General features: G+C 61.5%; 14 protein-coding genes and 2 pseudogenes. 8 read left to right on the top strand and 8 right to left on the bottom strand.

The features are described 5' to 3' along the window. Positions 1-166: 166 nt before the first annotated feature. On the bottom strand, positions 167-1,252 hold the full coding sequence (locus tag ACNUDN_RS15480; protein WP_419122765.1) for a tyrosine-type recombinase/integrase: 1,086 nt from the start codon (positions 1,250-1,252) through the stop codon (positions 167-169). 472 nt (positions 1,253-1,724) lie between these two features. Here ACNUDN_RS15480 and ACNUDN_RS15475 point away from each other — a divergent pair. The 4 genes from ACNUDN_RS15475 to ACNUDN_RS15460 all read left to right on the top strand — a co-directional run bounded on the left by ACNUDN_RS15475 (position 1,725) and on the right by ACNUDN_RS15460 (position 7,743). Next, positions 1,725-3,019 (top strand): IS3-like element ISMysp3 family transposase gene (locus ACNUDN_RS15475; RefSeq protein ID WP_419122764.1). Its coding sequence is split into 2 segments (ribosomal slippage): positions 1,725-1,998 and positions 1,998-3,019, totalling 1,296 coding nucleotides; the frame shifts between segments, so codons are not numbered across the junction. A 368-nt stretch (positions 3,020-3,387) separates the two neighbouring features. Next, positions 3,388-4,464 (top strand): Shedu immune nuclease family protein, encoded by a 1,077-nt coding sequence (locus ACNUDN_RS15470; protein ID WP_419122763.1) that lies wholly within the window; start codon positions 3,388-3,390, stop codon positions 4,462-4,464. A gap of 88 nt (positions 4,465-4,552) precedes the next feature. After that, positions 4,553-5,884: a serine/threonine protein kinase gene (locus ACNUDN_RS15465; RefSeq protein ID WP_419122762.1), complete on the top strand. Its 1,332-nt coding sequence runs from the start codon at positions 4,553-4,555 to the stop codon at positions 5,882-5,884. Between the two features lie 140 nt (positions 5,885-6,024). Then, the gene (locus ACNUDN_RS15460; protein ID WP_419122761.1) at positions 6,025-7,743 is read left to right on the top strand and encodes a macro domain-containing protein; all 1,719 of its coding nucleotides are present in this window, start codon (positions 6,025-6,027) and stop codon (positions 7,741-7,743) included. A 24-nt stretch (positions 7,744-7,767) separates the two neighbouring features. Here ACNUDN_RS15460 and ACNUDN_RS15455 read toward each other — a convergent pair whose 3' ends face one another. Together ACNUDN_RS15455 and ACNUDN_RS15450 are read right to left on the bottom strand one after the other, a co-directional pair. Next, entirely contained in the window at positions 7,768-8,706 is a 939-nt protein-coding gene (locus ACNUDN_RS15455) for a S1C family serine protease (RefSeq protein WP_498450159.1), read from the bottom strand. Next, positions 8,675-8,941: a T3SS (YopN, CesT) and YbjN peptide-binding chaperone 1 gene (locus ACNUDN_RS15450; protein ID WP_419122759.1), complete on the bottom strand. Its 267-nt coding sequence runs from the start codon at positions 8,939-8,941 to the stop codon at positions 8,675-8,677. Before ACNUDN_RS15450 ends, ACNUDN_RS15455 begins: the two co-directional genes overlap by 32 nt. Positions 8,942-8,987: 46 nt before the next feature. Between ACNUDN_RS15450 and ACNUDN_RS15445 the strand changes: the two genes are divergently transcribed. Then, positions 8,988-10,216 (top strand): IS3 family transposase gene (locus ACNUDN_RS15445; RefSeq protein WP_419120833.1). Its coding sequence is split into 2 segments (ribosomal slippage): positions 8,988-9,300 and positions 9,300-10,216, totalling 1,230 coding nucleotides; the frame shifts between segments, so codons are not numbered across the junction. An 18-nt stretch (positions 10,217-10,234) separates the two neighbouring features. On the opposite strand, the gene ACNUDN_RS15440 is transcribed toward ACNUDN_RS15445, so the two are convergent. The 5 genes and pseudogenes from ACNUDN_RS15440 to ACNUDN_RS15420 all read right to left on the bottom strand — a co-directional run bounded on the left by ACNUDN_RS15440 (position 10,235) and on the right by ACNUDN_RS15420 (position 14,205). Further along, positions 10,235-10,531 (bottom strand): T3SS (YopN, CesT) and YbjN peptide-binding chaperone 1, encoded by a 297-nt coding sequence (locus ACNUDN_RS15440; RefSeq protein WP_419122758.1) that lies wholly within the window; start codon positions 10,529-10,531, stop codon positions 10,235-10,237. A gap of 37 nt (positions 10,532-10,568) precedes the next feature. After that, positions 10,569-12,461, bottom strand: a pseudogene (locus tag ACNUDN_RS15435) (DUF499 family protein); the annotation flags it as partial. Continuing rightward, positions 12,452-13,294 (bottom strand): hypothetical protein, encoded by an 843-nt coding sequence (locus ACNUDN_RS15430; protein ID WP_419122757.1) that lies wholly within the window; start codon positions 13,292-13,294, stop codon positions 12,452-12,454. The pseudogene ACNUDN_RS15435 and the gene ACNUDN_RS15430, both read right to left, overlap by 10 nt. Beyond that, positions 13,291-13,845, bottom strand: a pseudogene (locus ACNUDN_RS15425) (TnsA-like heteromeric transposase endonuclease subunit); the annotation flags it as partial. The pseudogene ACNUDN_RS15425 and the gene ACNUDN_RS15430, both read right to left, overlap by 4 nt. A 12-nt stretch (positions 13,846-13,857) precedes the next feature. Continuing rightward, positions 13,858-14,205: a hypothetical protein gene (locus tag ACNUDN_RS15420; RefSeq protein ID WP_498450158.1), complete on the bottom strand. Its 348-nt coding sequence runs from the start codon at positions 14,203-14,205 to the stop codon at positions 13,858-13,860. A 201-nt stretch (positions 14,206-14,406) separates the two neighbouring features. Between ACNUDN_RS15420 and ACNUDN_RS15415 the strand changes: the two genes are divergently transcribed. The 3 genes from ACNUDN_RS15415 to ACNUDN_RS15405 all read left to right on the top strand — a co-directional run bounded on the left by ACNUDN_RS15415 (position 14,407) and on the right by ACNUDN_RS15405 (position 18,726). Further along, positions 14,407-15,051 (top strand): hypothetical protein, encoded by a 645-nt coding sequence (locus ACNUDN_RS15415; RefSeq protein ID WP_419122755.1) that lies wholly within the window; start codon positions 14,407-14,409, stop codon positions 15,049-15,051. Between the two features lie 164 nt (positions 15,052-15,215). After that, positions 15,216-16,184, top strand: a complete 969-nt coding sequence (locus ACNUDN_RS15410) for an AAA family ATPase (protein WP_419122754.1) — start codon at positions 15,216-15,218, stop codon at positions 16,182-16,184. Continuing rightward, a complete protein-coding gene (locus ACNUDN_RS15405; protein WP_431960156.1) occupies positions 16,177-18,726 on the top strand; it encodes a S8 family peptidase in 2,550 nt (849 codons plus the stop codon). The genes ACNUDN_RS15410 and ACNUDN_RS15405 overlap by 8 nt, the downstream gene beginning before the upstream one ends. The last annotated feature ends 182 nt before the right edge of the window (positions 18,727-18,908 follow it).

Raw genomic sequence — 18,908 nt, 5'->3', positions numbered from 1 at the left:
GCGCGAAGGCTTCGCCGGCACACTCCGAGCCGTGGAAGGTGCCCATACCAGCAACCAACGGCCAAAGAAAGCCCACCGGATATTCGTCACAGTGACATAATGTGTTGAAAGGCAACTAATCTCACGTCCGCGCCGAGAGTCGCAAGGGCACATGATCGCTTCGTTCTCAGCTGGTCCCATCGTCTTCCCGCTGTTCGGTCAGTAGGGAGTAAAGCTGATTTTGCGCTGCTGCACTTCGTGTTTCAATCCCCGCCGCCGTAACGTACCGCTGCGATGTCGTCATCGACTCATGTCCGAGGAGTTTCATCAGTGTGTAGACGCTGACATTCGAGGTCGCGAGCTCAGTTGCATAGGTATGGCGAAGTCCGTGCACCAGGGCGCCGGGTACGGGGCGCGCGTCCGGTCCTGCGCGTTTGAACGCGCGCTTGATACGTGACTGTAGGGTGCCCCGCGTCATCCGTTCACCGTCCCGACCGACGAATAGCGGGGCGGAATGCGGCCAGCCCGACAATGGTCTACTCGTCGGCGACGATGTGCGCTTCTTGCTCTGAGGAAACCGTCCGGCACGACTATCCAAATAGGTTCCGATCATCTCCAGCAGGGGTGCCTCGATGGGGACGTTGCGTTCCTTGCCGCCTTTGCCTTTCACGTTGATCACTGCGGAGCCGTCGTCGAGCGTTCGTATGTCGCCAACATCGACCAGGCGCAGTTCTTCGGCCCGCAGTCCCGCGAGGAGTGCAGTGAGGATGAGCGCGAGATCTCTTTCTTTCCAATCTGTTCGGCGAGTATCGGACTCCTGCGTGACAGCAGAGAGCAGTGCTTCCACAGCGGTTCGGGGGAGCGCTTTCGGCAGCGGCTTCTTCAGCTTCGGTCGTCCAACGAGCTGCATGGGGTTGGCCGCCAAAAGTTCGTTGGTATAGAGGAAGGTGCACAACACATTCCAGGTTGACCAACAGCGTCGGATCGATGCCGCCTCGTGGTCGGCTGCAAACGCCGCGAACGCAGCCCGCATCGAATCGCGAGTTATGTCAGCTGGACTGAGACGGGCCGGCTCACCACCGGTAAGCAGATTGGCAATGGCGACGAAGTCGCGGCGATAGGCCTTCATGGTGTGCGCCGAGGGTTTACTTGCCTGCCGGTGATCCAAGAACTGCTGGAACCACTCGGGGATCTCATCGACGGCCGGCGCGACGGCACCAGCTTCAACAACGCCTTCGATGACGGAGTAGCCGGGATCGGTTTCATGCGACACACGGTCAGCCTCGCAGATACAAGATGGATAATCAACGTTATCCATTTTATTGGGTGTTGCCCGGCTCTAGCCTGCGCAAACAGGGGACGCCGCATCGCGGACATAACGTCACAGTGACGAATTAAACGGTTCACGCTGGACTTCGAGGGCGCGGAGTGTCCGCCACTGTCAGGTAGATCTGGACTGCCAGTCGTCCCGTCCTGCGCTGTCAGATAGTCGTGGATTCAGACTCAGCGCCATGATTGCGCTGGCCGAAGATTCGCAGGTGCATGGGCAGGACCCGGGCGGGAGTCACTCTCAGATAGTTCTGGAACGGAGGGCGGGAAATCGGACAGCTGCCAGGTCTTCCCGGATTACTCCCAACTAGTTCCGGATCGGATGTCAGTTTGCAAAGGACTAAGGCCATGGGAGGGCGCTGAACTGAACCATCCCGCGTTTGATGCGCACCTCCTTCCTTGGGAAGGTGCATGTCATGCCGAGCAAGTACGACCCGGAGACCCGAGCGAAGGCGGTCCGTCTGGTGCGCGAGCACCGGGAGGACTATCCGAGCGAGTGGGCGGCGATTACCGCGGTGTCCAAACGGTTGGGGATGAACGCCGAGACGCTGCGTAATTGGATTCGCCAGCAACAGGTCGATGACGGTGATCGAGACGGGGTCTCTTCGGAGGCGGCTGCGGAGATCCGGGCGTTGAAACGGCGTAACGCCGAGCTGGAGCAGACTATCGAAATCCTCAAGGCGGCAACGTCTTTCTTCGTGCGGGAGAGCGACTCGCGCAACCGCCGCTGACCGCTACGGTCTGCGAGTTCATCGCCGCCCACCGGGACCGTTTCGGGGTCGCTCCGATCTGCCGCGTGCTCACCGAGCACGCCGTGCCGATCGCCCCGCGGACATTTCATGCCTGGGCGGTGCGGGCGCCCTCGAAACGGGCCCTGTGGGACGCCACGATCACCGAGATCCTAGCCGGCTACTACGAGCCTGATGAGCACGGACGCCGCAGGCCCGAGTCGCTGTACGGGTCGCTGAAGATGTGGGCCCATCTGCAGCGTGAGGGCATCCCGGTGGCCAAGTCCACCGTGGAACGCCTGATGCGCAAGAACGGCTGGCAAGGCGTGCGCCGCCAGAAGAGGGTCCGCACCACGATCCCCGACCCGGAGGCGGTGCGACCGCCGGACCTGGTGGACCGCCAGTTCGGGGTGGCCGCACCCAACGTGCTGCTCGTGGCCGACTTCACCTACGTCAAGCTCGTCACCGGCGTGTTCGTCTACGTCGCGTTCGTCATCGACGTCTACGCCGGGTCGATCGTGGGCTGGGAAGCCTCGGCGTCCAAGCACACCCGCTTCGTCGAATCCGCGCTGCGTCAGGCCGCTGCACTGCGTGCCCGCCAAGGCCATCCCGTCGACGGCGCAATCCATCACAGCGACGCCGGCTCGCAGTACACGAGTGTGAGATTCGGTGAGACACTGAGCCTTTCGGGAATTCGCCCGTCTGTGGGCAGTGTTGGGGATGCCTTCGACAACGCGCTGGCTGAGACGACCATCGGCCTGTACAAGAACGAATGTGTCCGGGCGGATTCCCCGTTTCGCCGCGGCCCACTGAACACCGTGGGCGACGTCGAATACATCACCGCCGACTACGTCGCCTGGTACAACCAGCAGCGCCTGATGCACCGCCTCGGACGCATTCCGCCGGCCGAAGCCGAAGCCCGCTACTATTCCCAACTCGTGACCGGTAGACCGGCCGGATCACAGAAACCTGAGGGTGCATGAAACCCGGGACGGTTCAAACTGCCGCGCAGCGATCAACTGAAAAGGTGCATCGCCGCCAATTTCGGTTTACCTCCGTCGACGAGCCGTCTTGATCTCAGGACTATGTCTCGACGGTTACAGAATCAGATAGATCACGCAGCACCCTACGAATCCCTCGCGGTGGGTCGCCACGACGGTAGAGTTGCCAACGAACTGGTCCGAAAAAATGCTCGGGGAGCGGGGTGCCTACGTTCGAGTTTGACGTTCCGGCCGAGCCGAACGAAGTGACCTACGCCGAGGGGCGATTGACAACGCGTACGTATGCGACTCGGAGCTTCCTCGCACAGTTTGGGCGGGATGCTGGCCATCCATCCCGCTACATATACCGCGTGTTTGACGAGGTGCAGCAAGCTGACGACGAACATTGTGAATGGACAAGGGAAGTGGTGTACGAAACGCCCGGTGGGCGAAAGCAACTACAACTTCAAATTGCTCGTGAACAGGGCGCGGTTCGAAAGCTGCGCGTCCAAAAGGTTCCGACAAGCGGCGATGCCACGCGGTTGGAAACCGTGCTCGAACTCGATCGGGATCAAGCCACTCGTCTCATCGACATGCTGCGTGCGATCGAGATGGTCCCCGTTGAGGGTGACAGTTCGGTATACGTCGACGACCAACTTCTTCGTGACCTCTTCGACGACCCGACTGCCTTCCACAACCTATATTCACGAGACCCAGAGCGGTTCCGCGCGCTCATCGAAACCGATGCCGAAGCCGACGATGTTATTGCTCTTCAGCGTCGAAAGCACGTGGCCGAAACAATGCGGCGCTGGTTAAGCGACGATGCCGCTTTCGATTCGGCGGCAGAGGCAGCCGGCGGCCCCGAACGCGCGTGGCAGAGCCTTCTCGAGGAAAATCCTTGGGTTCTCGGGATCGGGTTGGGCGGCCAACTTCTGACTTCATGGGACAACGACCGACTGGAACAAACCGTAGTCGGCCGGAGCGTCAGTGGCGTCGGTAAGAGGGTTGACGCATTGCTCCGCACGGCCGGCGTCATCCGGTCGCTGGCGTTTGCTGAGATTAAACACCATCGCACTCCGTTACTTGAAGGCGAGTACCGATCCGGATGTTGGTCTCCCGCAAAAGAACTTGCAGGTGCTGTCGTGCAAGTTCAACAGTCTGTACACCTGGCGTGCCGCGATATAGGTGAATACCTTCGGGACACATCAGCCGACGGTGAGCTACTGCCCACGGGCACCTTCCTTCTCCGCCCGCGATCATTCGTGATCGCAGGAACGCTCGAGCAACTCACTGGTGCTGCGGGAGGGCCGGTTCCCGACCAATTTCGGAGTTTCGAGCTATTCCGGCGAAACCTTCATGACCCTGAAATCATCACGTTCGACGAACTCGTCGCTCGCGCGGAATGGCACGTCGAGGTTGCAGTTCGCTCAGCGGGAGACGTCACTTAATCGTCTAGACCGAATTTGCTCGAATAGCTGCGCGGCTGCTGACAAGCCCGGCACCCCCAGCCGTCGTGAGCGCGAGAGGATAGTCCACATGGCAAAGCGATTTGGGCGATGGGAGACAGTCGAGACCTTGGGAGAGGGTGGCCAGGCGCATACATTCCTGGTCCGTAATACCGACGACGGGTCTACAGGGTGGGTACTCAAGCGACTCAAAAACCCCAAGCGGATCGACCGGTTCAAACGCGAGATCGAAATGTTGACCCGGTTGCAATCGCCTCATATCCCCGCCGTCGTGGACGCCGACATCGGTGAGAAGGACTCTTACCTCGTGACGGCCTACGTAGGTGAGAATCTCACCGCGCTTCCGGATCTTGTTGAACCCCGGGCCATCTTCGAACGCTTCCGAGGAGTGGTAACCGCCGTCCATGATGCGCATGCGCAGGGGGTGGTACACCGCGATATAAAGCCCGACAACATCGTTGTCGATCAGAACGGCAAGCCGTACTTGATCGACTTCGGGATCTGCGCGGATATGGGGTCTGGCGTGATGCTCACGACAGTGGAAGGGTTCGGCAATGCGGCGTTCGCAGCGCCAGAGTGCGGTGCGGGAAGTCTCGATGCGGCTCAGGAAGCGAGTGACGTTTACAGCCTCGGAAAAGTTCTCCACTGGATGACAAGCAGGAGAACGGTTTTCGTGAGAGAACGGTTCGAACACGGTTCGTTAGCCGTCGCAGATCCTCACGTCGCACAATACATTTCAGCTATCATTGACCGCACCGTTCGAGAGGATCCAGGCTCACGCTGGACGTCAACGGATCTATTGCAGGGCGTCGAATGGGTGCTGGCGAAGATTGGTGAGCATTCCGCCTTTAAATCGAGTGGCATAGAAGTAATCACTGACGGCTTCGGACCCCGCGACGAGTGCGATCCGGGTGGATCACGCTCTGCGACGGGAGCCAAGCGTGGCAACCCGCCCGCGGAACACCACGTCGCCCAATCCTTCTTTGTCCGCGACCCAGTCGACCTTGATGAGATCGGCGTCGGCTTGAGACTGCGGAATGGCAGCACCGGTATGGCCGAGGTGCGTCTGACGAAGGGTGACCTTGCGACTCCTTCCGACCATGACAGTGATGTGCTCGAACGCTGGCCCGTCAGTGTTTGCGACTCGGACACCGTGGAGGTGCTTCGGCTGCAATCAGCTGGCACGCCGACGCTGGGACCGCACGAGATCTACTGGGTCATCCTCTCGGCGACAGATGAAAATAGCGACGTCGAGTGGATCTCCGCAGCGCCGCAACTCCGTCCCCGCGCCGTTTGGATCGCAGAACGACACGGCGCCGAGGACTGGGAGGGTGTTGAGTCCGTCGGCGGACCCGGCATGGCATTTCGCGTTTTGGCCAGACCCACCAAGTTGGGCCATTAGGTCGAGGTTCGTCCACGCAGTCGCTCCTCGAACTCGCCGGTCAGCAGTGTTTAGGGTTTCCCACCCGATCGGATCCGAGCCCATGGCCCGCTGGAGGCGAAGGCCGCATCGACGTCAGTACCCAGATGCATACTGGATGCGTGCTGAAAATCACCGCGGTATGTGGCGACATCACCCAGCAAGAGGTCGATGCCGTTGTCAATCCAGCGAACACTGGTATGCGCGGGGGTGGCGGCGCAGATGGCGCGATTCATCGCGCGGGAGGCCCCGCCATCCTGCGCGACTGCATTGAGCGCTTCCCCAACGGGCTGCCCACAGGTGATGCCGGCTGGACGACAGCAGGCGACCTACCTGCCCAGTGGGTCATCCACACGGTGGGACCGAACTACAACGCCGGCCAGCGAGACCGTTCGCTCTTGGAGTCCTGCTATCGGCGAGCCATGGAAGTTGCTGACGAACTCGGTGCTCGAGTCGTTGCCTCTCCGCTTATCAGCACCGGCGCCTTCGGCTGGCCGCGCAAAGATGCAATAGCCGCCGCGATCGAGAGCATTGCCGCGGCCAATTCTCGTGTCGAGGAGGTGCGCCTGGTGGCTTTCGACTCCGAGATGCACGAGCAAGTGAGCGCAGAGTTGGCGTCGTCGACACCGATCCGGATCTTGCAAGGCGTCCGCGTGCTGCATCAACGCGGCTACCATCGGCTGCGCATCCTGCCGGGAGTAAGCCCTTCAGGGATGTATTGGCGAGTTGCAATCACACTCAGCGACAATCTGATTGACGATGCGGCTTACCCGGACGTCACCGACTGGGACATCGCACTTCGGTACTCGACAGGCGGGCTCACCGAGTTCGCCGGCGGAGAGGTGACGGTGACGACGACACCCGAGAGGGTCGCTGATCTGATTTTGAGCGCGTTGCCCGAAGTCACTCCTACCCACGACGACCCCGCATACATGGCCTGGTTCGCCGAGCTCCTTCGTGTTGTTGAGCGAACCAAGGCGCTACCTGTCGCGTACGCCGACTATTTCGACGCCGGCGAGGGGTGGGAGGTCGGTTGGGGCAGTGGCGTAAAGCATCCGCGACCACCGCGGCCGCCGGCTTTTGCCCAAAAGGGATCCAGTTCGATGCCATCGACGTTAGATACCGGTGACACTCTAATCGTCCTCGACCGACTCGGTACGGTCCTGCAGTGGGCGACAGGGCTTTCACCGAAAGCCAGCGCGGTGGAAGGAACCCTTGCTCCGCGCGGGGACACGCTGTCGCCTGGCGTCACAATCAAATTCGCTGCCAAGGATGTTCGTGGTGCCGACCGCGCTGCACTCTTTGCCGATGGCCAGTTCGTTCATTTGGGTGTCTGGCCGGCGGAGCTCCAACCCCAGTACACGTATCTCTACTCAGATCGGGGCAGAGTCGATACGCTGCTTGAACTCGACGCTCACGCCGGTTTCACGGTCGAGCCCAACTTCCAGCTTGCCCATCGGTTCGCCCAACCGCTTCAACGCTGGATTCCGACCAGACTGCTGTCGGCGGAAGAATACCTAGGCCAGTGGATCGACGACTTCCAGAGCGGTCGCGCCGGCGGTCGAACCCGCGATGAGATAGCTGATCCGGATTTCTTCGGCTGGCTGGTAGACCGCCGCTACGCTCGTGCCGCGGAGCAGGAAAGCCTTCACCACTGGTTAGACGGCAAGAAGGCTGGCATACAGATTCATATACGCCCCGGCGTCCAGATCCGCAGAACCTGGTCGTACGCAGAAGCATTCGCGGTTGACAACCAGCATGAGTTCGCCGCGCAGGTGCGGAAAGCAGCGGATCAGGTATTGATCGCACTCGGCCAGACGAACCCGAGCTCCGCACGTTGAACTGCGCCTTCCCCCGCGGGTGTTTCAGCTGAATGTTCGCACGCTCCGGGGCCGGCATTCAATCGAGACTTCGTGGTCACCACGCAGGACCACGACTGCTACTCTGCGATTGGCGACGTCGCGGCGCAACGCGCGCAATAGGTCGTTCTGGGAGTGGATGTCGCGATCCCCGACAGCAACGATCGCATCGCCGGGCTCAAAGGGGCCTGCTGAGTTATCGCGAACAGCCGTCACCACAAGGGCATGCCCTCCCGGTGCTCTATCGACGGATCGGCGTGCGACGCTGACGCCCAGTGACGCGCGTTCAACAGCTCCGTAGGTGATGAGTTCCTGGACTACCTCCGCGACGGTGTCGGCCGGGACCGCGAAGCCAATACCGTCGGCCTCAGGGATAGCTGCCGTATTCACTCCTATGACAAGGCCATCGACGTTCACCAATGGTCCGCCGGAGTTTCCGGGGTTGATCGCCGCATCCGTTTGGATCACGTCGAAGATCGCTTGCTTGTCCCCAGCAGGAAGGCTTCGCTTCAATCCGCTTACGATGCCAATGCTGATGCTCTCCGGAAACTCACCCAGGGGGCTGCCGAATGCAAAGCAGATTTCTCCGAGCCGTGCCCCGCGAGCCGAAATCAAAAGCGGTTCAGCGGGTTGTGGATCAACTCGCAGGACGGCGAGGTCGGTCAAGGGATCCCGCCCCACGACCCGTGCCTCGGTCTGCCGAGCGGCGGGCAGCTGGACGTGGATAGGGTCGACCATTCCTTCGACCACATGATTGTTCGTGACAAGGTGTTCGACATCGTAAAGAAACGCTGACCCGCTACCTTCGTCGAAGTCACGCGTCTGCCCTTTGACAATGGCAGTAGAGAGCACAACGCGCTCGGCCAGCTCGATAATCTCGTCGCTGAACTGCCGAAGCAACCGTCCCGATGTGTTAGACATCGAATTCGTCGCCTTCATCATCATCGAGCATGGTCTGTCCGCCGAATCGCTTCTGCAGCCGAGTGTCATAGTGGTCCGCGCGGTCTGCAATGAGATCAATGGTGGCCATGAGCTGCTCGGGCGAAAGACCATCGAAAATGTGGAGCTCCGCCGATAGCACAATTTGTGGACCATCCGGATCGACGGTCGCTTTCGCGAACGGCGTGTTCCGATTGATCGCATTCACCGCCTCGGGGCCCTGACCCCAGGTGTTGGACACGCTGAATCCCGCAAGATTGGCGGGGGAAGCGAGATGATCGACACCGATGGCAAGGAAAAATTATCCCGAAGAGTTCAAACGAGACGCGGTAGCGCTGTACCGGGATACCGAGGGCGCGACGGTCACCGAGATTGCCGCCGAGCTCGGTATCAGTGGGGTGACGTTATCGGCGTGGTGCAAAGCGGCCGGGGTGCCGATCCGGCACCGCAACCTGACTCCGGCAGGACAGCCGGCGCCGGGTGCGGAAACCCCTGATCAGGAGCTGGCCCGGCTCCGAGCCGAGGTGCAGCAGCTGCGTGCCACACAGACTCGGTTGTCGACCGAGCGTGACATTCTGCGGTCGGCGGCCAAATATTTCGCCGGGGAGACGAACTGGTGAGCCGCTTTCAGTTCGTCGCCGACCACCTCGACGCCTATCCGGTGAAGTGGCTGTGCGCGGTCGTCGAGGTCGCGCGTTCCTCGTTTTATGCCTGGTTGGCCGGCGCTGGCGGCCGTGCTGCGCGTCAGGCCGCGGACGAGGCACTCGAGGCGCGTATCCGCACTGTGCACGATGCGGATAGCACCTATGGTGCGCCGCGGATCACCGCTGAGCTCAACGACGGTGTCCCCGACCAGGAGCGGGTCAACCACAAGCGGGTGGCACGGGTGATGCGCACCGCCGGGATTGCCGGCTACCGCCGCCGACGACGGGTGAAGACCACGACGCCGGATCCGGCGAACCAGAAGGTTCCGGACCTGCTCGGCCGGGATTTCACCGCAGCGACACCGAATGAAAAGTATGTCGGAGACATCACCTACCTACCGTTGGCGACCGGGTCGAATCTGTATCTGGCGACGGTGATCGACTGCTTCTCCGGCCGAGTCGCCGGGTGGGCGATCGCTGAGCATATGCGCACCGAACTGGTCGAAGATGCACTCAAAGCCGCCGAGGCGCTGCGCGGCTCGCTGGCCGGTGCAGTGTTCCATTCCGATCACGGAAGTCAGTACACCTCAACCGATTTCGCCGAACTCTGCGCAGATCTGGGCGTCGTCCAGTCTATGGGCGGGGTGGGGTCAAGTGCCGACAACGCACTCGCTGAGTCGTTCAACGCCTCCCTCAAACGCGAGATCCTGCAGGACCGCAGCAACTGGCCCGACGCGCCCACCTGCCGCCGCGAAGTGTTCTGCTGGCTGGTCCGCTACAACCTGAAACGGAGGCACTCCCGCTGCGCCTATTCCAGCCCGGCCAGCTACGAAAACACCCACACATCCACTACGCTGCCACAAGCCGCGTAACCACAAATCCCGTGTCCACTACACGGGGGCAAGGCCCTCGTACACCTCAGGCCGCATGGCGAAGTCCTCAAGCAGCGGAGAGAAAACTCCGATCCATGGCGTTCCGTCGTCCCTCGTGCTGACGTACACGACGGCGCTGCCTGATACGAGCACGATGTCGCCGTCATCGTCACGTTCGATCGAGTCGAGCTTAAGCTCACGCTTCAGCGTGCTCTCCAACCACTCATCAAGGTCGCGGCCACCATTATCCACAGTGGAGCCGAAACCTTTTTTGAAGAACGAGGTCGACTGCGGTCGTGGAACGAATCGCGACACTTCTACAGCTTCTCTTCTAGGGCTTGGCTGCAGTCGATCATTCCGACTCAAACCCCGACTGATCGAACTTCAACGTTTTTGCGTTCTCCGAGACGGTACGAATTTTGTTCTCGTCAAAGCCATCTGAGTCCACCGCTTCGATCTCGATCTTCACGACGAGGTTGATGCCTTGTTCACGGAGATTCGCGATTACCTCATCTGCGATGTTCTTGAAGTCCATCGCAATCTTGTCCGAGCTGAGCGTTTTCACGCCGTAGAAGCGCGTGAACGCGATATCGATCGGACCAGGTCTCGGCCCGGGCGCAGGACCAGGGACGGGTCCGGGCTCCGGACCGGGACCAGGAGAAGGTTCAGGGGGTGCTTCGTGGCTCCGTTGTTCTACCGCGACGTCAGGGCGCACCAAGAGCAGCGAGTCCGCTGGCGTGGGAGCTGAATTGGTGTCCCCGGGGATCCAGAGTCCGACGTATCGCCCAACGTCATCCAGCCCGGATGCAAGAGCAAACGCGTCGGTTTCCCAGATGAGCGGTAGGTCGAGGACGCCCTCGTCCAGCACTCGCCGTTCTTGCAGCCGCGGCATGTACGGGTACTGGCAGTACAGACCCCATAGGGTCCCCAACGAGACGTGGCCGTCCTTCCAGATCTGCGGCACTTTATTGATGGCGAGCCGAACTGTGACGGCCGCCTGCCGATTCGACAGCTCACCGTCGCTACCCAGCCTTCGAGAGGCCCGTTCGGCAAGCGATTCCGACTGGCCCTCAACCTTCGTCTCGCGGACAATGAATGGTGCGCTCGCATTCGGCTGCGACGGCACAAGCGCCCACGTAAATGTTTGCAACAGACGAGACTTCACGGTCTGGTCGGCCTGCGCCTGCCGTTGGGCCGCTTGTTTCTTCTGATTGTCGGTGAGGTCGAGCGCAGCTTCGCTGGCAAGTACTAAAGTCCACCCCAGATAGTCACGCGTGGCAATGTCTAGTTCTTCCAGTCGTGCCTCGTCAGCAGCCAGATACACCAGCATGTTCCTGTTTGTACGGTTCGCGGTGCCGCGCTGCTCGGTGGCCTTATGCGCGAATGCTTTGGCCGGCGAGTCGGTTCCACGTTTGTGCGCGACTTTGGGGTGCAGGATCACCAACCGCGCTTCGTCAGTATCAGGAATATCGGCATTCGACTCGGGGCAGACGTGGACGCCAGCGAAATCCCCGCGCGTACGGGCTTGGACCTGAAGTCGGCGAACGATCTCGGCCCAGACATCCTCCTTATGGAGACGCTCCGCCTGGTCCTTCGCCGTGCGCGTGATGTTGGCCTGCAGGTCGTACCAGTACTTGCCAGAGCCGGAGTAGAAGTACGTCGCACGATCGCCGAGCTGGGTCAGCGCGGAGTGGAAGTTCCCCGGGACATCACCCGGGACGGCGGTCCCGATAAATACCCGTTGGGTTTCGAGGCCCTTGTGGGCGGACCCTATGGTGGGTGCGGCACCGAAGAAAACCGTGCGGGCAAGGCGTTTGGTGAGCGAGCGCTGTCCGAAAAGCGGCTTCTCCTTATCGATCCGCGCTGGCTCGGAGTTGGGTCCGTCGACATCAGCGTCGATGATCGCCTTCCACGAGTCCTGAAGGTACTGAGTGAGTTCAGCATTCACGTTCGCGGTAGCCAACGGGATCGACCCTGGCATGATCAACGGTGAAGCGTCCTCACCGGTCCAGAGTGCGTGGATCACCGTGCTCATCAACCGCAGCACACCGCGGGTGCGCTGGAATCGCTCTAATGACGACCACTCTTCGTAAAGTCGGTCAAACAGCTCTGGGTGGATGGGGTAGGTACGTTTGATGCGGTCTTCGTATGCGGTGTCGCGGGATTCGCGGGGGAAGTCGTCGGTGTACTTGCGGTACATGTCGACGTAGGCCCGCGCAGTAGCGCCGATCGAGGCTAGTGCGGCCCCGCGAGCCGGATGCCGACATCGAACGGCGTGGTGTCGATCTGCATCCACTCACCGGGACGGCTCGCGACGACCTTACCGAACACACCCTCCGGCTGATGGCTCTTCGTCTGCCGGGTTCGAGCGGATCCGGTGGCGTGACGCGCCTGGGGGAGCTGCTTCATCAGCCGATGAAACGTGGTGTGAGAAGGCAGTTTCACGCCGTCGCCGAACTTGTCAACCACTCGCCGGTCCACGTGCCATTTCAAGGCGATCTCTGTGCGCGTCGACTGCAGTTCGTTTTCGTTCAGCACCTCCACCAGCACGCCCACGTAGCGACTATCGACCCTCCGGTTTGGCGAGCGCCGACGGTGAAGACGGCCGTCAACCAGCCCGGCAACGCCGGATCGTTCGTAACGGCGACGGAGTTCTTGAAGGTACTTCAGGCCCAATGGGGTTCCAGCGGCATCAAGTTCGGAGCATTTGTTGCGTTCTCGCTGTCCGAGTGATGTCGATCGAATGTCGTATCCGTTGCGCGGAGTGGTCTGAGGCGGAGACCCGACAGGCATCCCGTCGACCACTTCGGAGATGTGGTGCTCTAGCCAGAGAACACGCTCCTGGACCGGGCTCGGCAGCGCGGAGAAGTAGTCGGGTGGGATTGGGCGGCGACGAACGCTGGGGGACAGGACGTCGAATGAACTGTCCGCGAACAAGTCCGCAATCTTGACTGCTGCGAGCTGACCGTCCTCGCGACGTAGCTTCGCTATCATTCCGTCGATCGCCACCAGCTCGCAGAACTTGCCGTCGTAGCGACAAAAGTCGCCGATGGCGATTTTGGCGGGCTCAGCAGTCATCGTGTGGCCAATCGGATCAGCGTATGTTCACCGATCGGCGCCGAGTCGACATCGACGTCGATCACGTGGGTCCAGAGCAGGTGATAGAGAGTGGGTAGTACCAATATCGGTTCGCCCGCCGCGAGGGCGGTTGCGCCGATTGTCGTCGGGTTGTGGGCCAGTAGCGAGGTCAAGTTGGTAACGACGTCCTGCCGTCGATTTCGCGGGTTCCGGTAGCCGGCGAGCCAACGCAAGTTCGCGGCTCGGATCGGCGGCTGATCTCCAACACAGCGGTAGGTCCACCCGGCACGGTCGCATAGCGCAACGGTCGATTCGAATGCCTCGCGAGCGTCACCGTCCACGAGTCGGTCTGGTCGAACATCCACGACGATGCCGTCGCCGGATCTGGTTCGGAGGAACACATCAGGTGTGTGCTGCCGCTGTTTGCCTGCGGTCGAAACGAAGCGAAAAGCGAAGGGCTGTACTGATATTCCAATTATGTCTGGATCGAAGTCGGCTGCGATCAGAAAATCACGTTCAACCCACGATTCGAATGAGATGTGCGACTCTGTGGTCGAGCACCACTACTCGCCGGTGAAGTTTTTCTGACCCTTGTACGTCGAGGCTTTGCGGACCGGCGCACATCTCTCGAACGGCACCGACCACAGCTCGTCGACCGGAATTTGAGCGACAGATTCACCCTCAGCGGGCCGGTAATCAATCAGCTCGCTGTTTCGAATCTGCGCCGCCGCGCGCCCATGGGTGGGCACGTCTCTGATGGTATGGCCGCCGACCGGGATGACCCTGCCGGACACGCCCGGTGTGGTCCCGTGCAATGACGGTGGCGTAGCGAGGAACCTGGAGACTGGATACGCGCTGATGCCGACACGGACCGCCGAGCTGAGGCGTGAGCGCAGCATCTTGACCAGCACGGCCTATCCCATGTCGGTGGCGATGTACGTGCCGCGTCAGTGTCGGCGTGCATTCCGGGTCCCGTCGATCGGGCAGCAAAGGCTTCGTGGCGGCGTGCCGGCGGGCACTCGCGGGCGAACGCGCCCTCGTCCTGAGCGCCCGATGTTGTCGGACCGCACAGTTACCCTGATCCGTCACTGGCAAGCAGGGGAGGGACCGCCATGAACAAGGCCGAGCGGCTGTGGAATCTACGGGACGGCGTGCTGGCGTGGCTATACGAGCTGCGGCTCGAAGGAGCCACCATTGCAGAGGCGAAACCGGCTGACTTCATGGAGGCAACTTCTTGGTCTGGCTCTGAAGTCACTCGCGAGGAGGTGAACGCCGCGCTGGAGTGGCTAATGGAGGAGGGCTACGTCGGCGGCACCGGCACAATGCAGAGGATCGTCCTTAGGCCGAAGCTGACCCCCTATGGAGAGAGGTACGCGGCGTCGGGCAAGTCGGTGCGGGACCTTCCCGGCGTCGCCGAGGTGCAGAGCCCGTACCTGCACATCGAGGGCAGCAGCGGTGTCGCCGTCGCGTTCAACAGTCCCGGCGCCACGCAGACTGTCAACGTCCGACAGAAGGTGGAACAAGCGCGAACCCTCGCCGATGCGATCGAACAGGTCCTTCCCGCGGTCACAGATGAACAGGCCCGCGCCGCCGCCGAAGAGCTAGTGTCGGACATCCGCGGTGAATCGAACTCTGATTCCCCGTCCCCGGGTCGGCTCAAGACGTTGGCTACCGCTGCGATGACTTCGATCGCGACCGCGGCCGGCACCGAAGTCGGGAAGGTGATCATCGAGGCAGCGCTTCCCCTGATTTCCTGACACCAGATGCATGCGGCTGCCGCTGCGGGAGCGCCGCGAGCAGCCGTGGATCCTTCCTTCGGCTTGATGCCGCACAGACTTATTCGGCCAGGTATCGGCTTTGCACCCAGCGTCAGACCGTACGATCTACGCTACGCAGCACATTCCGCCAGAAGGGAGGCGTCATGGCTGGCCTCGGCGAGCACATCACGGCGATGGTTCGCAACCACGCTGCCGGCGACGACGCCGCCTTCTATTCCGTCGCACTGCAGATCGCGGCACGCGAAGCCCGGCAAGGGCACCACGTCCTGGCCGACAACATAAAGAAAGCAGTCGACGCGTCGCGTGAACGCGCCCCCCTTGCAAACGTCACCGCACTTCCACGAGTTCGTGGCGAGTTGGCCGAGCTTGTCGAAGCATCGCATCCCCAGGTTCACCTGCGTGAACTGGTGGCGCCGTCGGAACGGACTGCTCAGATCAAGCAGTTGCTCGCCGAGCAGCGTCAGCGGAAGAATCTCCTTGAGCATGGGTTCGCGCCATCGCACCGCCTACTCTTGGTCGGGCCGCCGGGAACCGGAAAGACGATGACCGCATCGGTCCTCGCCACCGAGCTGTCCCTGCCGATGTACACCGTCCGTTTGGATGCCCTGCTCAGCAAGTTCATGGGTGAGACTGCGGCGAAACTGCGCATCGTATTTGATGCCGTTGCTGCGGAACGTGCCGTCTACCTCTTCGATGAGTTCGATGCGCTCGGCGCGGACCGCTCAGGAAACGACGTCGGCGAGGCCCGACGAATACTGAACTCGTTCCTTGTGTTCCTCGAGAACTCCAGCCCCGAATCGATCGTAATCGCAGCGACGAACCACCGATCGATCCTTGACAAGGCGCTGTTCCGGCGCTTCGACGCGGTGCTGGATTACACACTCCCTGACGCTCGGCAAGCCACTGCGGTGATGCGTGCCCGGCTGGGCTCGCTGGTTGAGCGCGCAAGCCTAGCCAAGCTTGGCGAGTACACGGATGGACTAAGCCATGCAGACCTGGTGAAGGCTGCGGAATCGGCGGCCAAGGCGGTGCTAATGCGAGGTGATGCGATGGTGGAGCGTGACGATCTCGTCGCAGCGTTGAACGCGCGGCGATCGGCCACTATTGCCTGACCAGGACCAGGCACTCGACCACCTCTATGTCCAGGGGTACGCCACTGCCGAGAGTTTCGACCGCTACTCCGGAGACAGCGGCGGTGGCGGATTCAAACGCCGAACAGTTAACCGCGGTACTCATGGAGCTGCGCGTAACCAGGAGCTATCCGATGCGTTCGGTGAACTTGATGGCGAACGTGGGGACTTTCAGCTCGCTGACGATGAGCTCGCAGCGCAGGGGACGATTATCGTCCTCGAAGGCGAGGGCGCGTCGTATCCCCTGAAACTCGAGTCGCTGAACCGAATGACTGCCCACCGGAAACAGCCGAAGCAGCCCCGCTGGCTCCTGCTGTCGGTCCGGCCAGCGACAGAGACCGATCCAGAACGGGCGACGGTGTGGGTTGCAGACGCGCACCGCGCCGCGTTCATGAAGCTGTTCGAGGACTACCTCAGTGGCCTCACCACGACAGGGCAGCCGCCGAACCAAGACCTCGTCGCCAACATCTCCCGGATCCGCAAAGCCGTTCTCGCTGATCTCTGGACGTCTGACGGTCACCCACCGCAGCGGGGACAGCACTGGTGGGAACTCTGGCTGGACACCTCGGGTGGCGATCTTGGCGCCCTCAATGGGTTCGTGGACGCTTACCAGCTTCGGATGCTGCCTCGGTCGATCCAGTTCCGCGATCGCTTCGTGGTGTGGGTCGAGGCTACCTGGAGCGAACTCGAACCGCTGCCGTTCACTCTCGTGCCGTTGGCGGAGATCCGCAGGCCAGAGTTCATCGAGACGATCGAGGACCTTCCTCCCGCTGAACAGGACGAATACGTCCAAGACTTGGCCGAACGCTTGATTTTCGCCGACGGTAGCGCACCAGCAGTGTGCCACTTGGACACAGGCGTGCTGCGTAGCCACGTCCTGATCGAGGCATCCCTCGCGCCAGAGGACCTACACACCATCGTCGGTGCTTCGGGAGCGGACATGGATCCGCGCGGGCACGGTACCTCGATGGCCGGCCTCGCGCTATTCGGTGATCGGTTAGACGCGGACCTGCAGAGCAATGACCCCGTTCAGCTCCGGCATCGCCTGGAGTCCGTGCGCATGAAGCCGGGTCCCGACGAGGCGCCGATCGATCCTTTGGACTACGGAAGCGCCACGATCCAGGCGGTGGCACTCCCGGAAATCACTGCTGCACGTCGGCGCGTATTCGCCCTCACGTTGAGCACCAAGCCTGACAACCCTGGGGACCCCACGCTGTGGTCCGCTGCCATCGATGCCCTTGCTGTCGGCACGGAAATTACTCGCGACGGTGACCAATTCCGACTGATCTCGGAGCCGGATCCCGATGTCGCACGCCTCATCGTCGTCGCTGCGGGCAACGTCGACTCCTACATGTTGGAACACGCCGACAACTCCGACCTTGCTGCGATCGAGGATCCCGCTCAATCATGGAACGCGTTGACGGTTGGCGCGTTCACCAACTTGACTGAAGCGCCGCAGCATCCTCAGTACACAGGCTGGACACCACTCGCAGAGCCTGGTGATCTGTCGCCCCACAGCCGAACTTCGATGTTGTTTCGACACCGTAGCGCGCCCATCAAGCCTGACATCTGCATGGAGGGCGGCAACGTCCTCACCGACGGCGCCCAAATGTTCGAACCCAAGCTCCCCAGCCTGTCTCTGCGGTCGACTGGGAACAGCAACAACGTCGCACTGGCCTCCGCCAACGCCACGAGCGCCGCGACGGCTCAAGCGGCACGTCTGGCGGCACTGGCCATGGAGCGATATCCCGATTACTGGCCGGAGTCGATCCGTGGCCTACTGACCCATGAGGCGGAATGGACTCCGGCGATGGCTCATAAAGTCCAATCTGACCAGAAGAAAGCCATTCGCCTCGAACAGCTCCGGCGCTACGGGTGGGGCGTCCCGGCAGAGGACTCCGTTCTTAATTCATCGCGGCGCGCAGTCACCCTGGTCACTCAGGATCAGTTCGTGCCGTTCGATGGCAGCAACTACTCGATGCGGCGCTTCCGACTGCACACGCTTCCGTGGCCTACAGAAGCACTTGAAGAACTTGGGTCTGCGCCGGTTCGGCTACGAATCACGTTGTCGTACTTCATCGAGCCGTCTGCGTCGCGACGCGGGTGGCGGCAGCGGTATGCCTACGCGTCTCACATGCTCCGGTTCGACTTGCAAGGGGAGTTGGAGACGCGTCAGCAGTTCGTCGCTCGAATCAACCGAAATGCTCAACTTCAGGAGGACGGCAGGTCGGGTGCGGCAACAACCTCCGCGAGATGGCTCCTCGGGGAACGTCAGCGCCATCTCGGATCGCTGCACCAAGATGAGTGGCACGGCACCGGAAGTGAACTCGCGCACTGTAATTTAGTGGCCGTCTACCCCGCGGGCGGGTGGTGGAAGAACAATAGGCGGCAGGATCGGATTGATGTGCCTGTGCGCTACTCGCTGATCTTGTCGCTCAGAACCCCCGAGCAGGGTGTCGACCTATACACGCCGATCGCGACCCAACTGCGGATTCCCATCGAGACCGAGATCACCACCGAGTGAGAATGGCGCACGCGTTGAGAAACAGGAGCACGAACCACGAGAGCACGTCACAGAGCCTAAAGTGTCACAGTGACAAAAGGATTACGCTGGGCCCCGTCGAACGTAACACGGAAGAATTTCGGATTTCTCAGGATGTGTAACCAACCGCCGGCAACGAACCACGATTTCTCGGATCCTTCCGA

The organism is Mycobacterium sp. smrl_JER01 (assembly GCF_048513595.2).
Classification (GTDB): Bacteria; Actinomycetota; Actinomycetes; order Mycobacteriales; family Mycobacteriaceae; genus Mycobacterium.
This window is presented reverse-complemented; position numbering and strand designations above follow the sequence as displayed.

What these genes read in the sequence shown, in the direction of transcription:
- ACNUDN_RS15410 (WP_419122754.1), top strand. Translation starts at nt 15,216, where the DNA reads ATGGCTGGCCTCGGCGAGCACATCACGGCGATGGTTCGCAACCACGCT.
- ACNUDN_RS15465 (WP_419122762.1), top strand. Translation starts at nt 4,553, where the DNA reads ATGGCAAAGCGATTTGGGCGATGGGAGACAGTCGAGACCTTGGGAGAG.
- ACNUDN_RS15415 (WP_419122755.1), top strand. Translation starts at nt 14,407, where the DNA reads ATGAACAAGGCCGAGCGGCTGTGGAATCTACGGGACGGCGTGCTGGCG.
- ACNUDN_RS15455 (WP_498450159.1), bottom strand. Translation starts at nt 8,706, where the DNA reads ATGATGATGAAGGCGACGAATTCGATGTCTAACACATCGGGACGGTTG.
- ACNUDN_RS15430 (WP_419122757.1), bottom strand. Translation starts at nt 13,294, where the DNA reads ATGACTGCTGAGCCCGCCAAAATCGCCATCGGCGACTTTTGTCGCTAC.